Origin of the sequence: Paenibacillus riograndensis SBR5 (assembly GCF_000981585.1) — a bacterium.
Lineage (GTDB): Bacteria > Bacillota > Bacilli > Paenibacillales > Paenibacillaceae > Paenibacillus_AQ > Paenibacillus_AQ riograndensis.
In genome coordinates, this window is sequence record NZ_LN831776.1 from 1,565,214 (window position 1) to 1,582,111 (window position 16,898).

Genomic DNA, 16,898 nt, shown 5'->3' on the forward strand with positions numbered 1-16,898 from the left:
CAATCAAAATGAGCCTCGTCCGCGAAGGACATCGCCGGCATTCTGCAGACGATCAAGCAGAATATTAACCAGATGGAAGCAACGCTGATGGATTGTCTGGCCCAGAGCGAACGCCAGGCTGCGGCGACTGAGGAGATTACCGCCTCGATGCAGCAGATGTCTGCTTCCGCCGTTGAGATTGAGAAGATCGCGCGGTTGATATGAAGCGGGAGCCCAGCGGTCTGCTGATCCGTGATTTAGCGCTGTCCGATTGGTCCTGGTGACTGTTTGCTCACCCAATTCACCTCAGTAAGCCTGCGCTCTGCGCGGGCTTTTTGTATTGCTGTCCGGCTGTCTGTCATTATCCATCCTGCTTGTCATGCCCGTCTGCATAATGCAGGCAAGTCCCTCATAGACATGTACTAATCAATGCTTTTCAAAACAGGTTAAGGGGATGATGTCATGCGCCGGATAACATGGGTACTCGCGATCATTATGAGCGTGGCCCTGGTGCTCGCGGGATGCGGGAAGAAGGACGCCGCTTCCGTGGTCAAGGATTTGAACAATGTGTCTGACAAACTGGAGAGCAAGCAGGGGGCTTACCAGGGTTCGGGCACGATGACGCTGTACACCGGCGAGCAGCCGCAGGAGTATAAGGTGGAGGTCTGGTACAAGAATCCTTCCTACTACCGGATCAGCCTGTCGAACGTCCAAAAGGATGTTACGCAAATCGTGCTGCGCAATGATGAGGGCGTATTCGTACTGACACCAAGCCTTGGCAAAAGCTTCCGCTTCCAAAGCGACTGGCCGGACAATCAAGGCCAGGTCTATCTGTACCAGACGCTGCTCCGGGGAATTGTCTCCGACAACAACCGCCAGTTTGCGGAGGATGGAGACAACTATGTGTTCGAGGTAGCGGCCAATTACCAGAGCAGCGCGCTGGTCCGCCAGAAAATCTGGCTGGCGAAGAAGACCTATGAGCCGAAGCAGGTGCAGGTCTCTGATTCCGAAGCTAAGGTTGTGGTGAACGTGAAGTTCGACAGCTTCAAGTTCGATCCGGAATTTACCAAGGATTCTTTTGATATGCAAAAGAATATGGCAACAGGCAGCGCATCCGAAAGCACGCTGGCGGAAGTGGACGAGAATGGCAATCCGGTCGCTGCGCCGGAGAACGCCCGCCAGGAAGGCCAGACGGCAGCTGCTGAACCCGGTGATTTCGGGATTATTGAACCGGGTTATATCCCAGCCGGTGTGCAGCTGAAAGATTCCAACAAACTTGAGGACAGCAAGGATCATTCTGTGCTTCTCCGCTATGATGGAACATACCAGTACACGATCATTGAGTCCCGGCCGCTGGACCGCGCTGTCTCACTGGCACCGGCAACCTTGATTGATCTCGGGTTCACCGCAGGGGCGCTGACCGGTGATGAGCAGAAGACACTGACCTGGATGAGCGATGGGGTGCAGTACCGGATCACCAGTGCAAATCTTCCTGTGAACGAAATGATGCAGATTGCCGCTTCTATGGAGGAACAATCGGGTAAGTAAATATCAGTAGGCGGATACTGCGTATGGTGGGAGTCATTCCTCTACAAGCAGTATCCGCTTTTTTCAGCTGTTCTGACCCTGACAGGACCATTGGAGGTTCTGCCAAAAGATAGCTCCCTGCTTACATTGACAGCCGCCTTCGATTAGCATTACCATTGACGGTAAGACTATAATCAACACGATGCAGAGATGTTTTACTACAATGTTAGAAGGTGACCCTGAAGTGCAAGCAAGCTATCGACCTACAGTAGCCGAGATTAACCTCGATGATCTGCGTGCCAATTATGAGGCCTTCCGCAAGGCTCTTCCTGCGGAGACCAAGTTCATGGGATGCGTCAAAGGAAATGCGTACGGCCATGGAGCGGTGGAAGTGACCCGGGAGCTGGAACGGCTTGGAGCGGATTATGTAAGTGTTGCTTTTTTGGATGAGGCATTGGAGCTGCGTCAAGCGGGAATACTAATTCCTATTCTGGTGCTCGGCTACACCTCTCCGGAAGGAATACCCGTTGCCTGGAAGAACCATGTAACCGTAACACTGTTCACCCCGGAGGTGCTGGAGGCGGTTAGACAGCTTCCGGTTGACCCGGAGCACCGGCTGAAAGTGCACATCAAGATAGACAGCGGGATGGGACGGCTGGGGCTTTTGCCGGCTGATGCCCCCGATTTTATCGCTGAAGTGCATTCTGTAGCGCAGGCGGAGCTGGAGGGGATGTTCACACATTTTGCCAAAGCAGACGAAAGCAACAAAAGCTATACACTGATGCAGTACCGACGGTTTATGAGCGTGGCCGAAACGCTTCGGGACAGAGACATTCACATCCCGATCATACATACGGGCAATAGCGCTACGGCCATTGATACACCTCTTCTATCCAGTAACATGGTGCGTGTAGGCATAAGCTTGTACGGTTTCTATCCCTCGACAGAGGTGAACCGCGAGCTGGTGGCTTTACACCCGGTAATGACGCTGAAGACGCAGGCAGTCTATGTCAAAACCCTGCCGCCCGATTGGGGCATCAGCTACGGCACCCGGTACTTCACAGACAGCGAGGAGATCATTGCGACGCTTCCGGTGGGGTACGCCGACGGATATTCCCGCATGCTAACAGGCAAAGCGGAGGTGCTAATACGCGGACGCCGCGTTCCTGTCGTCGGAACCATCTGCATGGACCAGTGTATGGTAACGCTCAAATCTTTCGCTGAAGAAGCGGAACAAATCAAAGCTGGCGAAGAGGTTGTACTCATCGGACGCCAGGGTGCCGTGTCCATCACGGCAGACGAACTGGCGCTCCATCTTGGAACGATTCACTACGAGGTAATCTGTATGCTGGCCCACCGGGTGCCGCGTGTGTATGTACGCGAAGGCGCTGCTCCTAACCTGGTGAACCCCTTGCTGCAGACCTAATGTCTTGACCGCGTTGCTGATGCAAAGAACGGAATAGAAGGATAATGTCGTATTGACGAGTGTGACTTATGGTCTATACGAACCGCCATTTCTAGTTTATAATGGAATGCAGCATACTTGATATACTGGCGGCATATATTCCTTGTATAAAATTCCTTGTATATTGCAACACTGGAACACAAGGGCAGAAGGTTTGTGGGGGTGGAAGAGAAGGTGGCCAATTTGCAGAACACCAAAAGAATCATGATCAGCTTGCCCGATCATCTCTTGCAGGAAGTGGATGGGATCGTCCAATTGGAGAACTCCAACCGGAGTGAATTGATCAGGCAGGCCATGAAGCTGTATCTGAGCGAACGGAGGAAACGGACCATCCGCGATTCGATGCAGCGTGGCTATATGGAAATGGCTAAAATCAATTTGACCATGGCATGCGAGGCGTTTCTCGCGGAGGAAGATGCAGACAGTACTCTTGGCCGCTTAGTAAGCGGGGTGTAGATATTGATCGTTAAACGCGGCGACGTTTTTTTTGCCGACCTTTCGCCGGTGGTGGGTTCAGAACAAGGCGGAGTACGGCCGGTACTGGTCATTCAGAACGACATTGGCAATCGCTTCAGCCCGACAGTCATTGTGGCAGCCATCACTGCCCAGATTCAGAAGGCTAAACTGCCGACGCATGTAGAAATTGATGCGGCTGCTCACGGCTTTGACAGGGACTCTGTCATACTGCTGGAGCAGGTTCGGACAATTGACAAACAACGCTTAACTGATAAGATCACCCATCTGGACGATGAAACAATGAAGCTGGTGGATGATTCGCTGCAAATCAGCCTGGGACTGATTGATTTCTGAGCCGGGCAGACTTATAGATCACAGGATAATGTATGGAGAGGCACACCGGAAGATCCCGGTGTGCCTCTTTGAGCTGGCCGCAGCAATAATATCATGAATTTTACAGTGTGCTCCACCCGTGAATTGTAGTATCATGTCCATATAAATAACACTATATGTTATTTATATTTTAAAATTTGCATAAATAATTCTTGTGTTCTCAAAATAAACCCCCGTTAGATGAACCGTGTGTATTCAGTTTTAAACGTTAAATCCTGCCATTTCGCCCCTCTTGAAAGAGCTTATCAAAGGTTTTGTAAAAAAAGATTTAAAATTAACTATCGGTGTGGTATAGTGTTGTTACGTAACAATACGTTACCTATATTATGTTACATAAGTTAATCATCGATGGGAGGTATTTACAATGTATCGGATGGGACGAAAATTGGGCTTGTTAATGTTGGCGGGTTTATTGGTAGTACTGACGGCGTGCAGCGGCAATAATTCTACTCCTGCTGCCAATGGGAATGGGGATTCAAAAGGCAAGACAACAACGCTTAAGTTTTTTCACCGCTGGCCCAATGAACCAAGAAATTCGTATTTCAATTACATTAAGGAGGAATTCGAAAAACAGAATCCGGGTGTCAAAATTGAGATGGAATCCGTCCTGAACGATAACTACAAGGAGAAAATCAAGGTTCTTGTCTCCTCGGGAGACATCCCGGATGTCTTCTCCTCCTGGTCGGACAGCTTTGCCGAAAGTCTGGTCTCCTCCGGCAGGGTTGAAGATCTTACTTCTATGTACGACTCTGATCCGGACTGGGCAAAAACCCTGGTTCAGAATCAGCTGAAATCCTTCACTTTTGATGACAAAATATATGGTGTGCCTTTTACCATGGATGGAAAAGTCTTCTTTTATAATAAGAAAATATTCAGCAAGCTGGGTCTGGAAAAACCAAAGACCTGGGACGAGTTCATAGCCTTGCTGGACAAGCTTAAGGCTTCCGGCTACGACACGCCGATTATCGAAGGCCTCCAGGATTCCTGGGCCGTGGGGCACTACCTGGGCACAATGAATCAGCGGATGCTGAGTCCGGAGGTGCTGGCAACTGACTATGCAGTGGGTACGGGCCAGTTTACCGATCCGGGATATTTACAAGTACTGAAGTATTGGCAGAAATTATCCTCATATATGGGGCCTAACGCGACTTCCGTCAACCATGAAGCTACGAGAAATATGTTCATCGCCGGAGAAGTGCCGATCCATTATCTGCAGTTTGCCGAGCTGGGTTATCTGAAAGATAAACCTGATCTTGAGTTTGATTATTTTAACTTCCCGCAGTTCTCCGAAGGTAAAGGGAATCCTGAAGGTCTGACAGGTGCACCCGAAGGATTCATGATCAGCAAGGAAACAGCCAATAAAGAGCTTGCCGAGAAATTTGTAAAGTTCATTGTCTCTCCTGAGAATGCAGCGAAGTTTCAGCAGGATGTAGGTTCTATGACAACTGTAATTGGTGCGGCTACGAAGGAGAATTCCCCTCCGGGAACCCTGGAAGCGATCGAAGTGATCCAGAATGCGGCAGAAACCACCCCTTGGCTTGATAATGCGGTGGATGCCAGCGTAGCCGATGCCTTTATGCGTGGAGGCCAAGCCATTGCCGCGGATATCGAGACTCCTGAAAATGTGCTCAAAGAAGTGCAAACCGCAGCGGAGAAACTTCAAGCAGTTAAAAAGTAAAAACGAAGTGCTTCAACTGTAAAGAGGGGGCTCCGCCCCCCTCTTTTCTTCTAAGATACAGGGAAATGCGTCTAACTGGGTTCCCGGGATAAAACAGGGGGAAAGTGATGAGAACAAGAAGAACGATAGCTCCTTATTTGTTTGTCTTGCCGTGTGTGCTGATGCTTGCAGTCTTCGTATATATGCCACTAATCCAGAATTTCTTCTATAGCTTTCAGAATATCTCACTGCTGTCAGGAAAAAGCTCATTCGCCGGTTTTGATAACTATAGAACACTGTTCTCCGACCCTGTTGTGGGCAAAGCCTTAATCAATAATGTGAAATATGCCGTGATCTCTTTAATCTGCCAGGTAGGATTTGGGCTGGTTCTGGCCGCCATCCTGGAGGAAGAGTTTCTGAGAAAGGTCTCGGCGATATTCCGGACGATCTTTTTTATTCCCGTTATTATTTCTATTACGGTTATCTGTTTGTTATTTTCCTTCGTCTATAACCCGACGGACGGTCTGCTGAATATGTTTCTGCAAGCTGTGGGACTTGATGCCTGGGCTAAACCGTGGCTGGGTTCCGGTACTACAGCCATTTATGCCGTTATTGCCGTATCGCAGTGGCAGAGTATCGGCTATTGCATGATGTTGTTCATTGTGGCCATTCAGAAAATTCCGCGCGACCTCTATGAAGCGGCCAAAATCGACGGGGCAGGCAAAATAAAAATCTTTTTCAGCATCACGCTGCCTCAGGTGAAAGAAATGATTTTTGTAAACTCACTTCTGACCATAACAGGGGCGTTCATGGTATTTAACGAACCCTTTATTCTAACCAAGGGCGGAGGTCCCGGAACCAGTTCCATTACAATTGCGGTTCTGATGTATCAGAACGGTTTTGTCCGGGACAGCATGGGTTATGCCGCGACCATCTCACTGCTTATTTTTGTCATTACAGCAGTGCTGGCGCTCATACAGACATTATCATTCAGAACAGGGAAGGGGGACTGAGTATGGCCGGCAAGCTGCCTGTTTACAGACTCATTGTGCTGCTGCCTCTCCTGATAGGGGTAGTCCTGGTGATGTACCCGTTGTTCTGGATGGTGTCCTCATCATTTAAAAGCTATGATGAAATTTTTGGCGCTGTTTGGAATCTGCCAAGCGAGTGGCTGTTTTCGAACTACGTAACCGCCTGGACCAAAGGGATAGGCAATTATTTTATGAACAGTGTGATTGTCACCGTCAGCACGATTGCGGGCGTTGTCATCATTGCTTCACTGTGTGCGTATGGACTGAGCCGCTTCCGTTTCCGGTACAGCAAGACACTATTTATGTTCGTGCTCGGTGGAATGATGCTGGACCCGCAGGTGTGTCTCGTACCGCTGTACAAGCTTTTGCAGAATTTAAATATTCATAATACGTATTTCGCCCTGATTCTGCCCTACATTGCCTTCAGGCTGTCGATCGCAGTGCTGCTCATCCGCTCTTATTTCCTGGGCATCCCCAAGGAGATTGAAGAGTCGGCAACCATGGACGGGTGTTCGGTCTTCCGGACCTATCTCAATATTTTTCTGCCCATGTCTCTTCCGATTATTATGACTACCATCATCCTTACCTCCTATTATGCCTGGAATGAGTTTCTGTTCTCTATTATCTTTATTGACTCTGACAAATACAGAACCATTCCGGCCGGGCTGATGAACTTCAAAGATGCATTGTCAACCGACTGGGGGGTTCTGCTGGCCGGGCTGGTCATCTCTTCAATGCCGCTTATTATTCTATTTATTTTTATGCAGAAATACTTTATTCAGGGCATGTCTGACGGCTCTGTAAAAGGCTGAATATCGCACATAAGAACTTGGGAGGATTTATCCATGAGAATGATTGCCGTAGGCGACAATGTTGCGGATTGTTATTTGGATCAAGGGCTCTACTATCCCGGAGGCAATGCCGTCAATGTGGCTGTGAATTGTAAGCGGAACGGATGCGAGGAAGTGTCCTATATCGGTGTATTCGGGAATGACAAGAAGTCCGATCATATTATGGACTCGCTGGATAAGGAAGGAATCAACTACCGTTATTCACGCAGAGTGTATGCGGACAGCGGCTCGCCCGGAGTGAAGCTGGTCGGCAATGACAGAGTATTCGTACGCGGTGCCCAGGATACAGCCCAGCATCTGCTCCGGCTGCGCCTAATGCCTGCGGATCTGGAATATATCGCGGGACATGACGTCTGCCATACCAGCTGTTATTCCAGCATAGAGAGGGAGCTTCCTGTAATTAAGGAACACTGCGATATTTCATTCGACTTCTCCACAAGGACGGATGAAGATTATTTAGGGCAGGTGTGCCCTCATATTAAATATGCATTTTTTTCGGGTGCGGAGCTTGACTCTGTGCAGATTGAAGCACTCATAAAGACCTGCCACCGGCTGGGGACGGAGATTGTAGGCATAACGAAAGGAAGTGAAGGCGCGCTGTTCTCCAAAAACGGTGTGCTGTACAAACAAGGAGTCACTCCGGCGGAGGTCGTGGATACGATGGGAGCGGGAGACAGCTTCATTGCCGGATTTCTGGTATCTTATCTAAAAAAAGGAGTTATGGAAGAGGCGCTGCAGTCCGGGGCAAATTCTGCCGCGTATACCTGCACCTTTTACGGGGGATTCGGGTACCCCAAACCCATAGGGGAGTAATTATACACCTGAATGTATGGTCACAAGCTGTTCATTGCTTGAACAGCTTTTTTTGACATGTTATTTATTGCTCACTAACTAAATATACAATACGAATTTGTCGCCTACGATATGCTGTTCCCCGTAATGAATGATTTCCATGGTGGAGGAAACAACAGTGCCTTGGGAAAGCAGCAGCGGATAGCCGACCGGAATCTCCAAGTACTGTGCTTGTGCCGAATCGGCAAATACGGTCTGGATCGATTTGCGCTGGCGCATGAAGGAGACATCTCGTTTGGCTTTGATAGTAGCGTACAGCGAATGGTTGTCCATATTTTCCTGCAGCAAAAAGTTGTAGGCATCTGTAAACACGGCGTAATCCATCATTACCGGAACTTCGTCGGCCAGCATAATGCGGCGGATCGCTACAAGGCTGGAGTTCACAGGAACATTCAGCGCTTCAGCCAGTTTGGAGGTGGCACTAATCTGCCGCTGTTCAACCAATTTGGAGGAAGGTCTAAGGTTGTTAAGCTTGCAAATTTCTGTAAATCCCAATACCGAGGGGCCGAATTTCGCTTGAATCTTAGGTGTGGTGATAAAGGTGCCTTTCCCTTGCTTGCGGTCAAGCAAGCCCTCTTCAATCAATTCACTGATCGCAGTCCTGACCGTGCGCCGGCTGATCGAGTACATTTCGCATAACTCAAATTCAGTGGGAATCTTCTGCCCCGGCTTCATGATGCCGGCTTCTATATCGGATTTGATAATGTCTTTTAACTGCACATAAAGAGGGATAATGCTATCCGGCTGTAATTGTCTCATTGCAGCTCCTTTTGAGAACGATATTAGAATTCAACTAATTATTATAACGTTGGCGATTATTGCTGTCAAAAGCCAATCACAGGTAATATATAATACTTTTTTTATAATGTAAACTGTTTGAACTTCAGGAAAAGGGTTGATTTCAGGCGATAACCATAGTAACATATAGATACATTACGTTACATAACGTAACAATTAGATGTTTCCGGTCTATATAGATTGAACTTGAAAATATACAAACAGGGAAACGTGGCGGAAGAGAAGATTGGAACTGTAGGAGCGGTAGCGTCCGCCTTTGTCTGCGGATTTCCACCGCGAACAGCGGTACAAAATCAAGAAATCTGTAGACAACAGCGGCCGGAAGTCCAAACATTCTCTGTAGTCACGATCAATCCCGAAATAAAAAATCACAAGTTCAATCTATATACCAGAGATATCTACAACAAGAGGAGGAGTTTATCAATGAACCAAGAGCATGTGCAACAACTGGAAGCAGCGATTCAGGCCGTAGCCCAAAGAAAGGTATCTAATTTCTATTTTGTAGCCTGCGGCGGCTCGCTCGCAAACGTTACACCAGCGCAATATATTCTGGATCGTGAGATTGAGATCCCCTCAGCCGCTTATTCCTCTAACGAATTTATTCACCGTTCCCCCAAAGCGCTTGGGCCTAGTTCCGTGGTCATTACCTGCTCCCACTCCGGGAACACCCCGGAAACGGTTGCGGCAACGACATTTGCCCGTGAGAAGGGTGCATTGACGATTTGCCTGACCAATCTGGTAGATTCACCGCTCTGGGAGGCTGCAGAATTCAAACTGCATTACAATTATGCCCCTTATGGCGAGGCTCTCCGCGGGGAAGAAACCAGTATGGCTATCCTGTACCGGCTGGTATTCGGCATTCTCCAGACTTTGTACCCGAATGAGAAATATGCAAATGCGATCAGTTCCATTGAGAACGGCCTGCATGGTGTGTATGAACGGAATAAGGCCTTAACCTTGGATGCCGCCAAAGCATTCGGACGCAATTACAAGCGGGAAAAACTGATTTACACCATGGCCAGCGGAATTAACTATTCTGTAGCCTACTCGTTCGCCATCTGCCTGCTGCAGGAGATGCAATGGATTCATTCCAGTGCCATCCACTCCGGGGAATACTTCCATGGACCTTTTGAAATTACAGACTTTGATGTACCGTTCATCGTAATTAAAGGGCTGGGAGAAACCCGGCCGCTGGATGACCGTGCTTACGATTTCTGTGTGAAATATTCCGACAAAACGATTCTGATTGATGCGGAGACTTTCGACCTGGAGGGAATCTCCCCGGATGTGCGTCCGTACTTTACGAACCTTGTAGCTGGTGTAGTACTCAGACAGTACGCACAGCATTTATCTGAAGAAACCGGACATGCGCTTTCGGTGCGCCGTTATATGTGGAAGATGGAATATTAAGATATTCCGGCAAGTTCAATCTATATAGAGTGAACTTGAAAAATCTAACAAAAGGGAAAAGGGATGGAGGGGAAGTTTGGAACTGGAGGAGCGAATGCGTCCGCCTAAAAGCTTTCCGTAGGAAAGCTCTCATCGAAAGCATAGGCAGTCTGCGGATTTCCACCGCGAACAGCGGTACAAATTGAAGAAATCTGCAGATGGGCAGCGGCCGGAAGTCCAAACATTCTCCGGAGTCCCGACGAAGTCCCTAATGTAAATATCTTAAGTTCACTCTCTATATATAGGTAATATTTCTTAAGATCCAAAAAGTGAAACGGGAGCGGTAATGTTCCCGTTTCCTTTTGGTTTGATTCCCGTTTCGTTGTCCGGAATTTAGCCGATGGGTGAGGGATTGAAATGAGCATTTATCATTCAATAGATGATTTCTTGCATCGATTGGAGAGTACGCTTATATCCAATAAAGAGCCGGTCGATGCCAACCGGATTCTTGCCGAGCTGCGGGCCTCCTATAATGAAGTGGGCAGGTACGGGGGCAAGCTGTATCTTAAGTACGCGGATGAGATCAAGGCTGTGCTGGAATACTCGGAAGAAGTCGTGATCAGTAAGGCTATGTATTCTGAGTTCAAACAGGGTTTCAGACAGCTGAAGAAGCTGTGGCAGGCCAAAAGGAATGTGGAAAGCTTCTATATTCATTGCTGCTGCCAGATCCGCCAGTTGCTCATATTTAACAGGGTGTCAGAGGAACACTGCCGCAGCTGTCATGGGACTCTTCTCTATTATTATGAAGAAAACTCCCAAATGGTCATGAAAAAATGCCAGGTCTGCAGAAGAATCTACAGCAGCAGAACAGGCACATTAATTCCCGCTTCCGAAGGCCTGAAATTAAGCAGGGCAAGCAAACAAAACCTGCAAGAGGTGGTCAGCCCCGCCGAATGGATCGGATATTGCGGGGAGTGAAGGGATAAAGGAGCTTTGCTAATAGTTTCAATGGACTGGCCCGCCGTTAATGCGGGTCTTTTGTTTGATTTCTGGGGATACCCGGGCCATGCAATCTGCTCCCATGCACTGGCTTGCCCAATAGCGTGAATGGGAAGCTCGGCAGCTTGAAGTCCGGTGTGGAATCCACCAGCCCATGTGGACAAAATTCACTTTGGACAGCTTTTGTGCTACAATTAGACCGGACGGTCGGTTTAGGAAGGGGTGATCAGGATTAAAGGACGTTCTGACGGAGAAGAGACCAAGAAACGGATTGTGCAGAAGGCTGCGCAGCTGTTTGTTCAAAAAGGATATGGAGCTGTAACGATGAATGAGGTCTGCTCGGCGGCAAAGGTCAGCAAAGGCAGCCTGTATCACCATTTTCCCAGTAAGGATGAGCTGTTCCTGTATGTGGTCGAAGACGATACGGAGCAGTGGCTTTCCCAGTGGGCGGAGAAGAGCAGAAGCATCAGCGGCCTGGAAGAGCGTTTCTATGCGCTGGGCGAGCATTATGCGAATGATTTTCAGAATCCCCTGATCCGGGCGCTGGAGGAATATGCCAGAGCCCGTCCTCATTCCGATGAGGTCCATCAGCGTCTGGCGCAGCTCTACGAATCCGCCTCGGAGGCCTGCCGCAATCTGCTGCAAGAGGGAATGGACAGCGGATATCTGGTCAAGGGTGATCTGGACAATTACGTCATCGTTGTGAGCGGCCTGCTGGAAGGAGTCGCCAGAGTCAGCGAGATCATGGCCGCAGCAAAGGCACCGGAGGATATCATGCAATATTACCGCGAAGCCATAGGGCTGCTGCTGCAGGGGATCCGTGCCCGGTAGTCAATCCCGGTTAATACGCTGCTCATGTAAGCCTCCAATGAGGAATTCTTCAACATCGCCGGCAGAACTCCGCCAGGAGGTTTCTTAATATCAGCAAGGCAAAACTTCGGCCTCCAGTGAGCGGGAGGAATGGCGGGATAAGAGGTAAAAGTACCCTTGATTTCGCCAAAAGTGGGTTACAGTGCCGAATGAGAGGTAAAAGTACCTTTGAATTCACCAAAAGTGAGTTGCAGTGCGAAATAAGAGGTAAAAGTACCTTTGATTTCGCCAAAAGTGGGTTGCAGTGCGGAATAAGAGGTAAAAGTACCTTTGATTTCGCTAAAAGTGGGCTGCAGTGCGGAATGAGAGGTAAAAGTGCCTTTGAATTCACCAAAAGTGGGTTGCGGTGCGGAATGAGAGGTAAAAGTACCTTTGATTTCGCCAAAAGTGGGTTACAGTGCGGAATGAGAGGTAAAAGTACCTTTGATTTCTCCGCGAGCGTGCTACGGTACCTCACAGGGTGATTTTCTTGTTGTCTTTAAATAGACCGGATGGTCGGTCTTATTGTTTTATTAATATTTTTTACTTAAGGGAACACCAAGGATATGAAGTTGGGTTCTGGAAATACGGGGGTTACTCAAATGACATTGTTACTTAGAAACCGGGGAGCGATGCTGCTCCTGATGCTGAATATATTTCTGGCGTTTACAGGGATCGGACTGGTTGTTCCGATTATGCCCACTTATATGAATGAGCTGGGGATCGGAGGCAGCATTGTCGGACTGCTGGTGGCAGCCTTTTCGCTGACCCAGCTGATCCTGTCGCCTCTTGCCGGAGGGCTGTCCGACCGGATGGGCCGGAAAAAAATAATTGTCGGCGGGCTGGTTGTATTTGCGCTGTCGGAGCTGCTGTTTGGTCTTGCCGAGTCAAGCTGGCTGCTGTTTGCGTCCCGAATGCTGGGAGGCGCCGGAGCGGCAATGATTATGCCTGCGGTCATGGCCTATGTGGCGGATACGACCTCTATGGAGGAACGGGCCAAAGGCATGGGGCTGATTAATGCGGCGATTACCACCGGTTTTATCATAGGACCGGGTCTGGGCGGCTATCTGGCTGAGCTTGGCATTCGTGTGCCCTTCTTCGCAGCTGCGGGGGCAGCGGCATTCGTTGCCGTGATGACCCTTTTTGTACTGCCGGAGTCACGTTCAAGTGCAGAGCTGGGCGCAGCCAAGTCTACACAGGAAAATAAAGATAGTAAAGACAGCCTTATTACTCAACTGGTGCGTTCCTACCGGGAGCCTTATTTCTTCGGGCTGGTGATTGTCTTTGTGCTCTCCTTTGGACTTGCCAATTATGAGACAGTGTTCGGATTGTTTGTCGATCATAAGTTTGGCTTCACGCCTAAAGATATCGCTTTTGTGATCACCTTTGGTTCGATTTCGGGGGCGGTGATTCAGGTTACGGCGTTCAGCTGGATTTTGAATCGTTTTGGGGAAAATAAAGTCATTTCAGCTTCACTGCTTGTTTCAGGCCTGTCCATCCTCCTGACTCTATTTGTCCATGGCTACTGGGCCATTGTCACTGTAACCTTCATTGTGTTTCTTGCGATGGATATTTTGCGGCCCGCTGTCGGCACGCAGCTCTCCAAAATGGCGTCGGAGTCGCAGCAGGGCTTCGTGATGGGCATGAATTCCGCGTATACAAGTCTAGGGAATATTGCCGGACCGATTGTTGCCGGAGTCCTCTTTGATCTCGATATCAACCTTCCGTATACTGTGGCTGCGCTTGTGCTCATGCTCTGCTTTATCATGTCGCTCGGTTCAAGAAAGCGGATGAACCGCCCGGATCTGCAGGCGAAACAGGCCGATTGATATTCTCTGGATTTTGGCACGGGGCTAATCTGTGATACTATTTTAGGTAGACCATATGAACACAGACCGTGTACGGAAAGAGGGATTTCATTGACGGTGGATACGAATCAAGCGGGTCCTGCGGCTGAAGAAGCGCTGGCCCGCCAGGAGCAGGAAACGATCACGCAGGCGATTGCCAAGGAGCTTGGCATCAGCGTGAAGCAGGTACGGACTACGGTAGGACTGCTGGATGAGGGGAATACGATTCCTTTTATCGCCCGGTACCGCAAGGAAATGACCGGGGAGCTGGACGAGAATGTCCTGCGCGATATTGAAGAACGGCTCAGCTATTTGCGCAATCTCGGGGACCGGAAAAAGGATGTGCTCCGCAGCATTGAAGAGCAGGGCAAGCTGACAAAGGAGCTGCAGGAGCAGATTCTGAAGGCGGTGAAGCTGCAGGAAGTGGAGGATCTGTACCGCCCGTTCCGCCAGAAGCGCAAGACGCGCGCCAGTGCCGCCAAGGAGAAGGGGCTGGAGCCGTTGGCAGACTGGGTAATGGAGCAGCGCCGCCAAGGCCAGCCGCTTGAGGAGGCTGCAAAGTATATAGATGCCGACAAAGGCGTAGAGAGCGCAGAGCTGGCTCTTCAGGGTGCGATGGACATCATCGCGGAGAACATTGCCGACGATCCTGCCGTCCGCTCCTGGGTCCGCCAGTACACAGCGAGTCAAGGCATACTGGTCTCGGAAGCCAAGGACGCGGAGCAGGAGAGTGTCTACGAGAACTATTACAATTACCGTGAACCGGTACATAAAATGCCGCCGCACCGCATCCTCGCCATCAACCGCGGCGAACGGGAGAATGTGCTGAAGGTCGGCATAGAAGTGACTGCCGACAAGATTCATGCCTTTATCCTGCGGAAGCTCGTGAAGGGGCCTTCCCCGGTCAAAGAACTGCTGGAAGCAGTGACCGAGGATGCCTACAAACGGCTGATCGCGCCTTCCGTGGAGCGCGAGGTGCGCGGGGAGATGACGGAAAAGGGGGAAACGCAAGCGATTGCCATCTTCTCCGGAAATCTGCGCAGCCTGCTGCTGCAGCCGCCGGTGAAGGGGCGGAACGTGCTTGGCGTCGACCCGGCCTACCGCACCGGCTGCAAGCTGGCCGTGGTGGACGACACCGGCAAGCTGCTGGAGGTGGCGGTCACCTATCCGACGCCGCCGAACAACAAGAAGAAGGAGGCGGCGGCGAAGTTCAAAGAGCTGATTGCCAAATATGGCATCCAGCTCATTGTCATCGGCAACGGCACCGGCTCACGGGAGACGGAGCAGTTCACCGCTGAGGTGATCGCAGAGATCGGCGATCCGGGGCTGGCGTACCTCATTGTCAATGAGGCCGGAGCCAGCGTGTATTCCGCCTCCAAGCTGGCGCAGGAGGAGTTCCCCGACCTTGATGTGGCGGAGCGCAGCGCCGCCTCCATCGCCCGCCGCGTGCAGGACCCGCTCGCGGAGCTGGTGAAGATCGACCCGAAGGCGATCGGTGTCGGGCAGTACCAGCATGACGTCTCTCAGAAGCATCTGGAGGAAAGTCTGAAAGGCGTCGTGGAGTCGGCGGTCAACCATGTCGGTGTCGATGTGAATACCGCCTCCGCCTCCCTGCTGTCCTATGTCGCGGGAGTCAATTCGACCATCGCCAAAAATATAGTGAAGTTCCGCGAGGAGAACGGCAAGTTCACGACCCGGAAGCAGCTGCAGAAGGTGCCGCGCCTTGGCGCCAAATCCTACGAGCAGTGCATCGGCTTCCTGCGTATTCCCGGCGGCGACAACACGCTGGACCGTACGCCTATCCACCCGGAATCCTATCCGGTGGTGGACCGGCTGTTCCGCGAGCTGGGGCTGGATGTGGCCTCGCTTGGCAGCAAGGAAGTAGCCGAACAGCTTCAGGCGCAGGATGCCGCCGAGCTGGCGGTGAAGCTTGATGTCGGCGTGCCTACGCTGCGCGACATCCTGGAGAGCCTGCAGCGTCCGGGCCGTGATCCGCGCGAGGAGCTGCCGCCGCCGATCTTCCGCACGGATGTGCTGAAGATCGAAGATCTGGTTCCCGGCATGGAAATGCAGGGAACCGTACGCAACGTGATCGATTTCGGCGCCTTCGTCGATATCGGCATCAAGAACGACGGGCTGGTGCATATTTCCCAGCTTAGCGGCAGCTACGTGAAGCATCCGATGGACGTTGTCTCCGTGGGAGACAATGTCACCGTATGGGTGATGGGCGTCGACCTCAAGAAAGGCCGGGTCAGCCTGACCATGCGTCCGCCGCGCGACAATAACGGAGGCGCGAAATAAATAAATTATCCCACCACCTGCCCCGGAAGATGAGGCGGGTGGTTTTTTGGTTATTTAGGAAATTATGATTATTATAATTCCCCTTTTTGTAGATATGATTTGCCTAAAGTTGGGAATCAGCCGAAGTTGATCGCCATTTTCCAACATAACGACAAATAGCGCTTACGAAGAGGTAGCTGAGTAGTGCTAATAGTGCTAATAGAGCTAGCGGTGCTATATAACTTGAACTTTAGTTTTGCATTGTGGGGTATGGTCGTCACTGCGGGAAATGTTTGGACTTCCAGCCGCTGTTGTCTTAAGAATTTCTTGGTTTGAACCGCCTTTAGCGGTTGAAATCTGTTGACTGATTATGCTTCCGAAGCGAGCTTTCCTACGGAAAGCTTTCAGGCGGACGCCTCCGCTCTGTAAGTATCCAAACTTCCCCTCCGCACTTCTTCCCTTTTATGAATTCTTTAAGTTCAACTTATATAGTTGGAAAAAGGGAACTTAATTCTCCCCAAAATC

Annotated in this window: 15 protein-coding genes; 14 read left to right on the plus strand and 1 reads right to left on the minus strand. The window is 50.3% G+C overall.

Going from position 1 to position 16,898, the window contains the following annotated elements; translation table 11 throughout:
• Positions 1-72 precede the first annotated feature (72 nt).
• The 9 genes from PRIO_RS37180 (at position 73) to PRIO_RS06840 (ending at position 8,172) form a co-directional block, all read left to right on the plus strand.
• Complete coding sequence (locus PRIO_RS37180; RefSeq protein ID WP_020427629.1) at positions 73-204, plus strand: hypothetical protein; 132 nt, start codon at positions 73-75, stop codon at positions 202-204.
• A 237-nt stretch (positions 205-441) separates the two neighbouring features.
• Entirely contained in the window at positions 442-1,527 is a 1,086-nt protein-coding gene (locus PRIO_RS06805) for a LolA family protein (RefSeq protein WP_020427628.1), read from the plus strand.
• A 223-nt stretch (positions 1,528-1,750) separates the two neighbouring features.
• Positions 1,751-2,932, plus strand: coding sequence for an alanine racemase (gene alr / locus PRIO_RS06810; protein ID WP_020427627.1), 1,182 nt, complete (start codon positions 1,751-1,753; stop codon positions 2,930-2,932).
• Positions 2,933-3,145: 213 nt separating this feature from the next.
• The gene (locus PRIO_RS06815) at positions 3,146-3,427 is read left to right on the plus strand and encodes a CopG family ribbon-helix-helix protein (RefSeq protein ID WP_025708964.1); all 282 of its coding nucleotides are present in this window, start codon (positions 3,146-3,148) and stop codon (positions 3,425-3,427) included.
• Positions 3,428-3,430: 3 nt separating this feature from the next.
• Positions 3,431-3,781 carry a type II toxin-antitoxin system PemK/MazF family toxin gene (locus tag PRIO_RS06820; RefSeq protein ID WP_019913013.1) on the plus strand — a complete coding sequence of 117 codons (351 nt, stop codon included), beginning with the start codon at positions 3,431-3,433 and terminating at the stop codon, positions 3,779-3,781.
• 403 nt (positions 3,782-4,184) lie between these two features.
• Positions 4,185-5,498 (plus strand): ABC transporter substrate-binding protein, encoded by a 1,314-nt coding sequence (locus PRIO_RS06825; protein WP_020427625.1) that lies wholly within the window; start codon positions 4,185-4,187, stop codon positions 5,496-5,498.
• A 107-nt stretch (positions 5,499-5,605) separates the two neighbouring features.
• Positions 5,606-6,490: a carbohydrate ABC transporter permease gene (locus PRIO_RS06830; protein WP_020427624.1), complete on the plus strand. Its 885-nt coding sequence runs from the start codon at positions 5,606-5,608 to the stop codon at positions 6,488-6,490.
• Positions 6,491-6,492: 2 nt separating this feature from the next.
• Positions 6,493-7,320 carry a carbohydrate ABC transporter permease gene (locus PRIO_RS06835; RefSeq protein ID WP_020427623.1) on the plus strand — a complete coding sequence of 276 codons (828 nt, stop codon included), beginning with the start codon at positions 6,493-6,495 and terminating at the stop codon, positions 7,318-7,320.
• Positions 7,321-7,353: 33 nt separating this feature from the next.
• The gene (locus PRIO_RS06840; protein WP_020427622.1) at positions 7,354-8,172 is read left to right on the plus strand and encodes a PfkB family carbohydrate kinase; all 819 of its coding nucleotides are present in this window, start codon (positions 7,354-7,356) and stop codon (positions 8,170-8,172) included.
• Between the two features lie 78 nt (positions 8,173-8,250).
• Here PRIO_RS06840 and PRIO_RS06845 read toward each other — a convergent pair whose 3' ends face one another.
• On the minus strand, positions 8,251-8,970 hold the full coding sequence (locus PRIO_RS06845) for a GntR family transcriptional regulator (RefSeq protein ID WP_020427621.1): 720 nt from the start codon (positions 8,968-8,970) through the stop codon (positions 8,251-8,253).
• A 462-nt stretch (positions 8,971-9,432) separates the two neighbouring features.
• Here PRIO_RS06845 and PRIO_RS06850 point away from each other — a divergent pair, with 462 nt between their 5' ends.
• The 5 genes from PRIO_RS06850 (at position 9,433) to PRIO_RS06875 (ending at position 16,394) form a co-directional block, all read left to right on the plus strand.
• The gene (locus PRIO_RS06850; protein WP_020427620.1) at positions 9,433-10,419 is read left to right on the plus strand and encodes an SIS domain-containing protein; all 987 of its coding nucleotides are present in this window, start codon (positions 9,433-9,435) and stop codon (positions 10,417-10,419) included.
• A 396-nt stretch (positions 10,420-10,815) separates the two neighbouring features.
• Entirely contained in the window at positions 10,816-11,376 is a 561-nt protein-coding gene (locus PRIO_RS06855) for a hypothetical protein (RefSeq protein ID WP_020427618.1), read from the plus strand.
• 243 nt (positions 11,377-11,619) lie between these two features.
• Complete coding sequence (locus tag PRIO_RS06860; protein WP_020427617.1) at positions 11,620-12,228, plus strand: TetR/AcrR family transcriptional regulator; 609 nt, start codon at positions 11,620-11,622, stop codon at positions 12,226-12,228.
• Positions 12,229-12,848: 620 nt separating this feature from the next.
• Entirely contained in the window at positions 12,849-14,075 is a 1,227-nt protein-coding gene (locus PRIO_RS06870; RefSeq protein WP_020427474.1) for an MFS transporter, read from the plus strand.
• A 135-nt stretch (positions 14,076-14,210) separates the two neighbouring features.
• Positions 14,211-16,394, plus strand: coding sequence for a Tex family protein (locus PRIO_RS06875; RefSeq protein ID WP_197545441.1), 2,184 nt, complete (start codon positions 14,211-14,213; stop codon positions 16,392-16,394).
• The last annotated feature ends 504 nt before the right edge of the window (positions 16,395-16,898 follow it).

Bases quoted from the DNA above. Each gene is read 5' to 3' on its own strand.
- PRIO_RS06870 (WP_020427474.1), top strand. From the start codon at position 12,849: ATGACATTGTTACTTAGAAACCGGGGAGCGATGCTGCTCCTGATGCTG.
- PRIO_RS06825 (WP_020427625.1), top strand. From the start codon at position 4,185: ATGTATCGGATGGGACGAAAATTGGGCTTGTTAATGTTGGCGGGTTTA.
- PRIO_RS06845 (WP_020427621.1), bottom strand. From the start codon at position 8,970: ATGAGACAATTACAGCCGGATAGCATTATCCCTCTTTATGTGCAGTTA.
- PRIO_RS06805 (WP_020427628.1), top strand. From the start codon at position 442: ATGCGCCGGATAACATGGGTACTCGCGATCATTATGAGCGTGGCCCTG.
- PRIO_RS06830 (WP_020427624.1), top strand. From the start codon at position 5,606: ATGAGAACAAGAAGAACGATAGCTCCTTATTTGTTTGTCTTGCCGTGT.
- PRIO_RS06840 (WP_020427622.1), top strand. From the start codon at position 7,354: ATGAGAATGATTGCCGTAGGCGACAATGTTGCGGATTGTTATTTGGAT.
- PRIO_RS06850 (WP_020427620.1), top strand. From the start codon at position 9,433: ATGAACCAAGAGCATGTGCAACAACTGGAAGCAGCGATTCAGGCCGTA.
- PRIO_RS06855 (WP_020427618.1), top strand. From the start codon at position 10,816: ATGAGCATTTATCATTCAATAGATGATTTCTTGCATCGATTGGAGAGT.
- PRIO_RS06835 (WP_020427623.1), top strand. From the start codon at position 6,493: ATGGCCGGCAAGCTGCCTGTTTACAGACTCATTGTGCTGCTGCCTCTC.
- PRIO_RS37180 (WP_020427629.1), top strand. From the start codon at position 73: ATGGAAGCAACGCTGATGGATTGTCTGGCCCAGAGCGAACGCCAGGCT.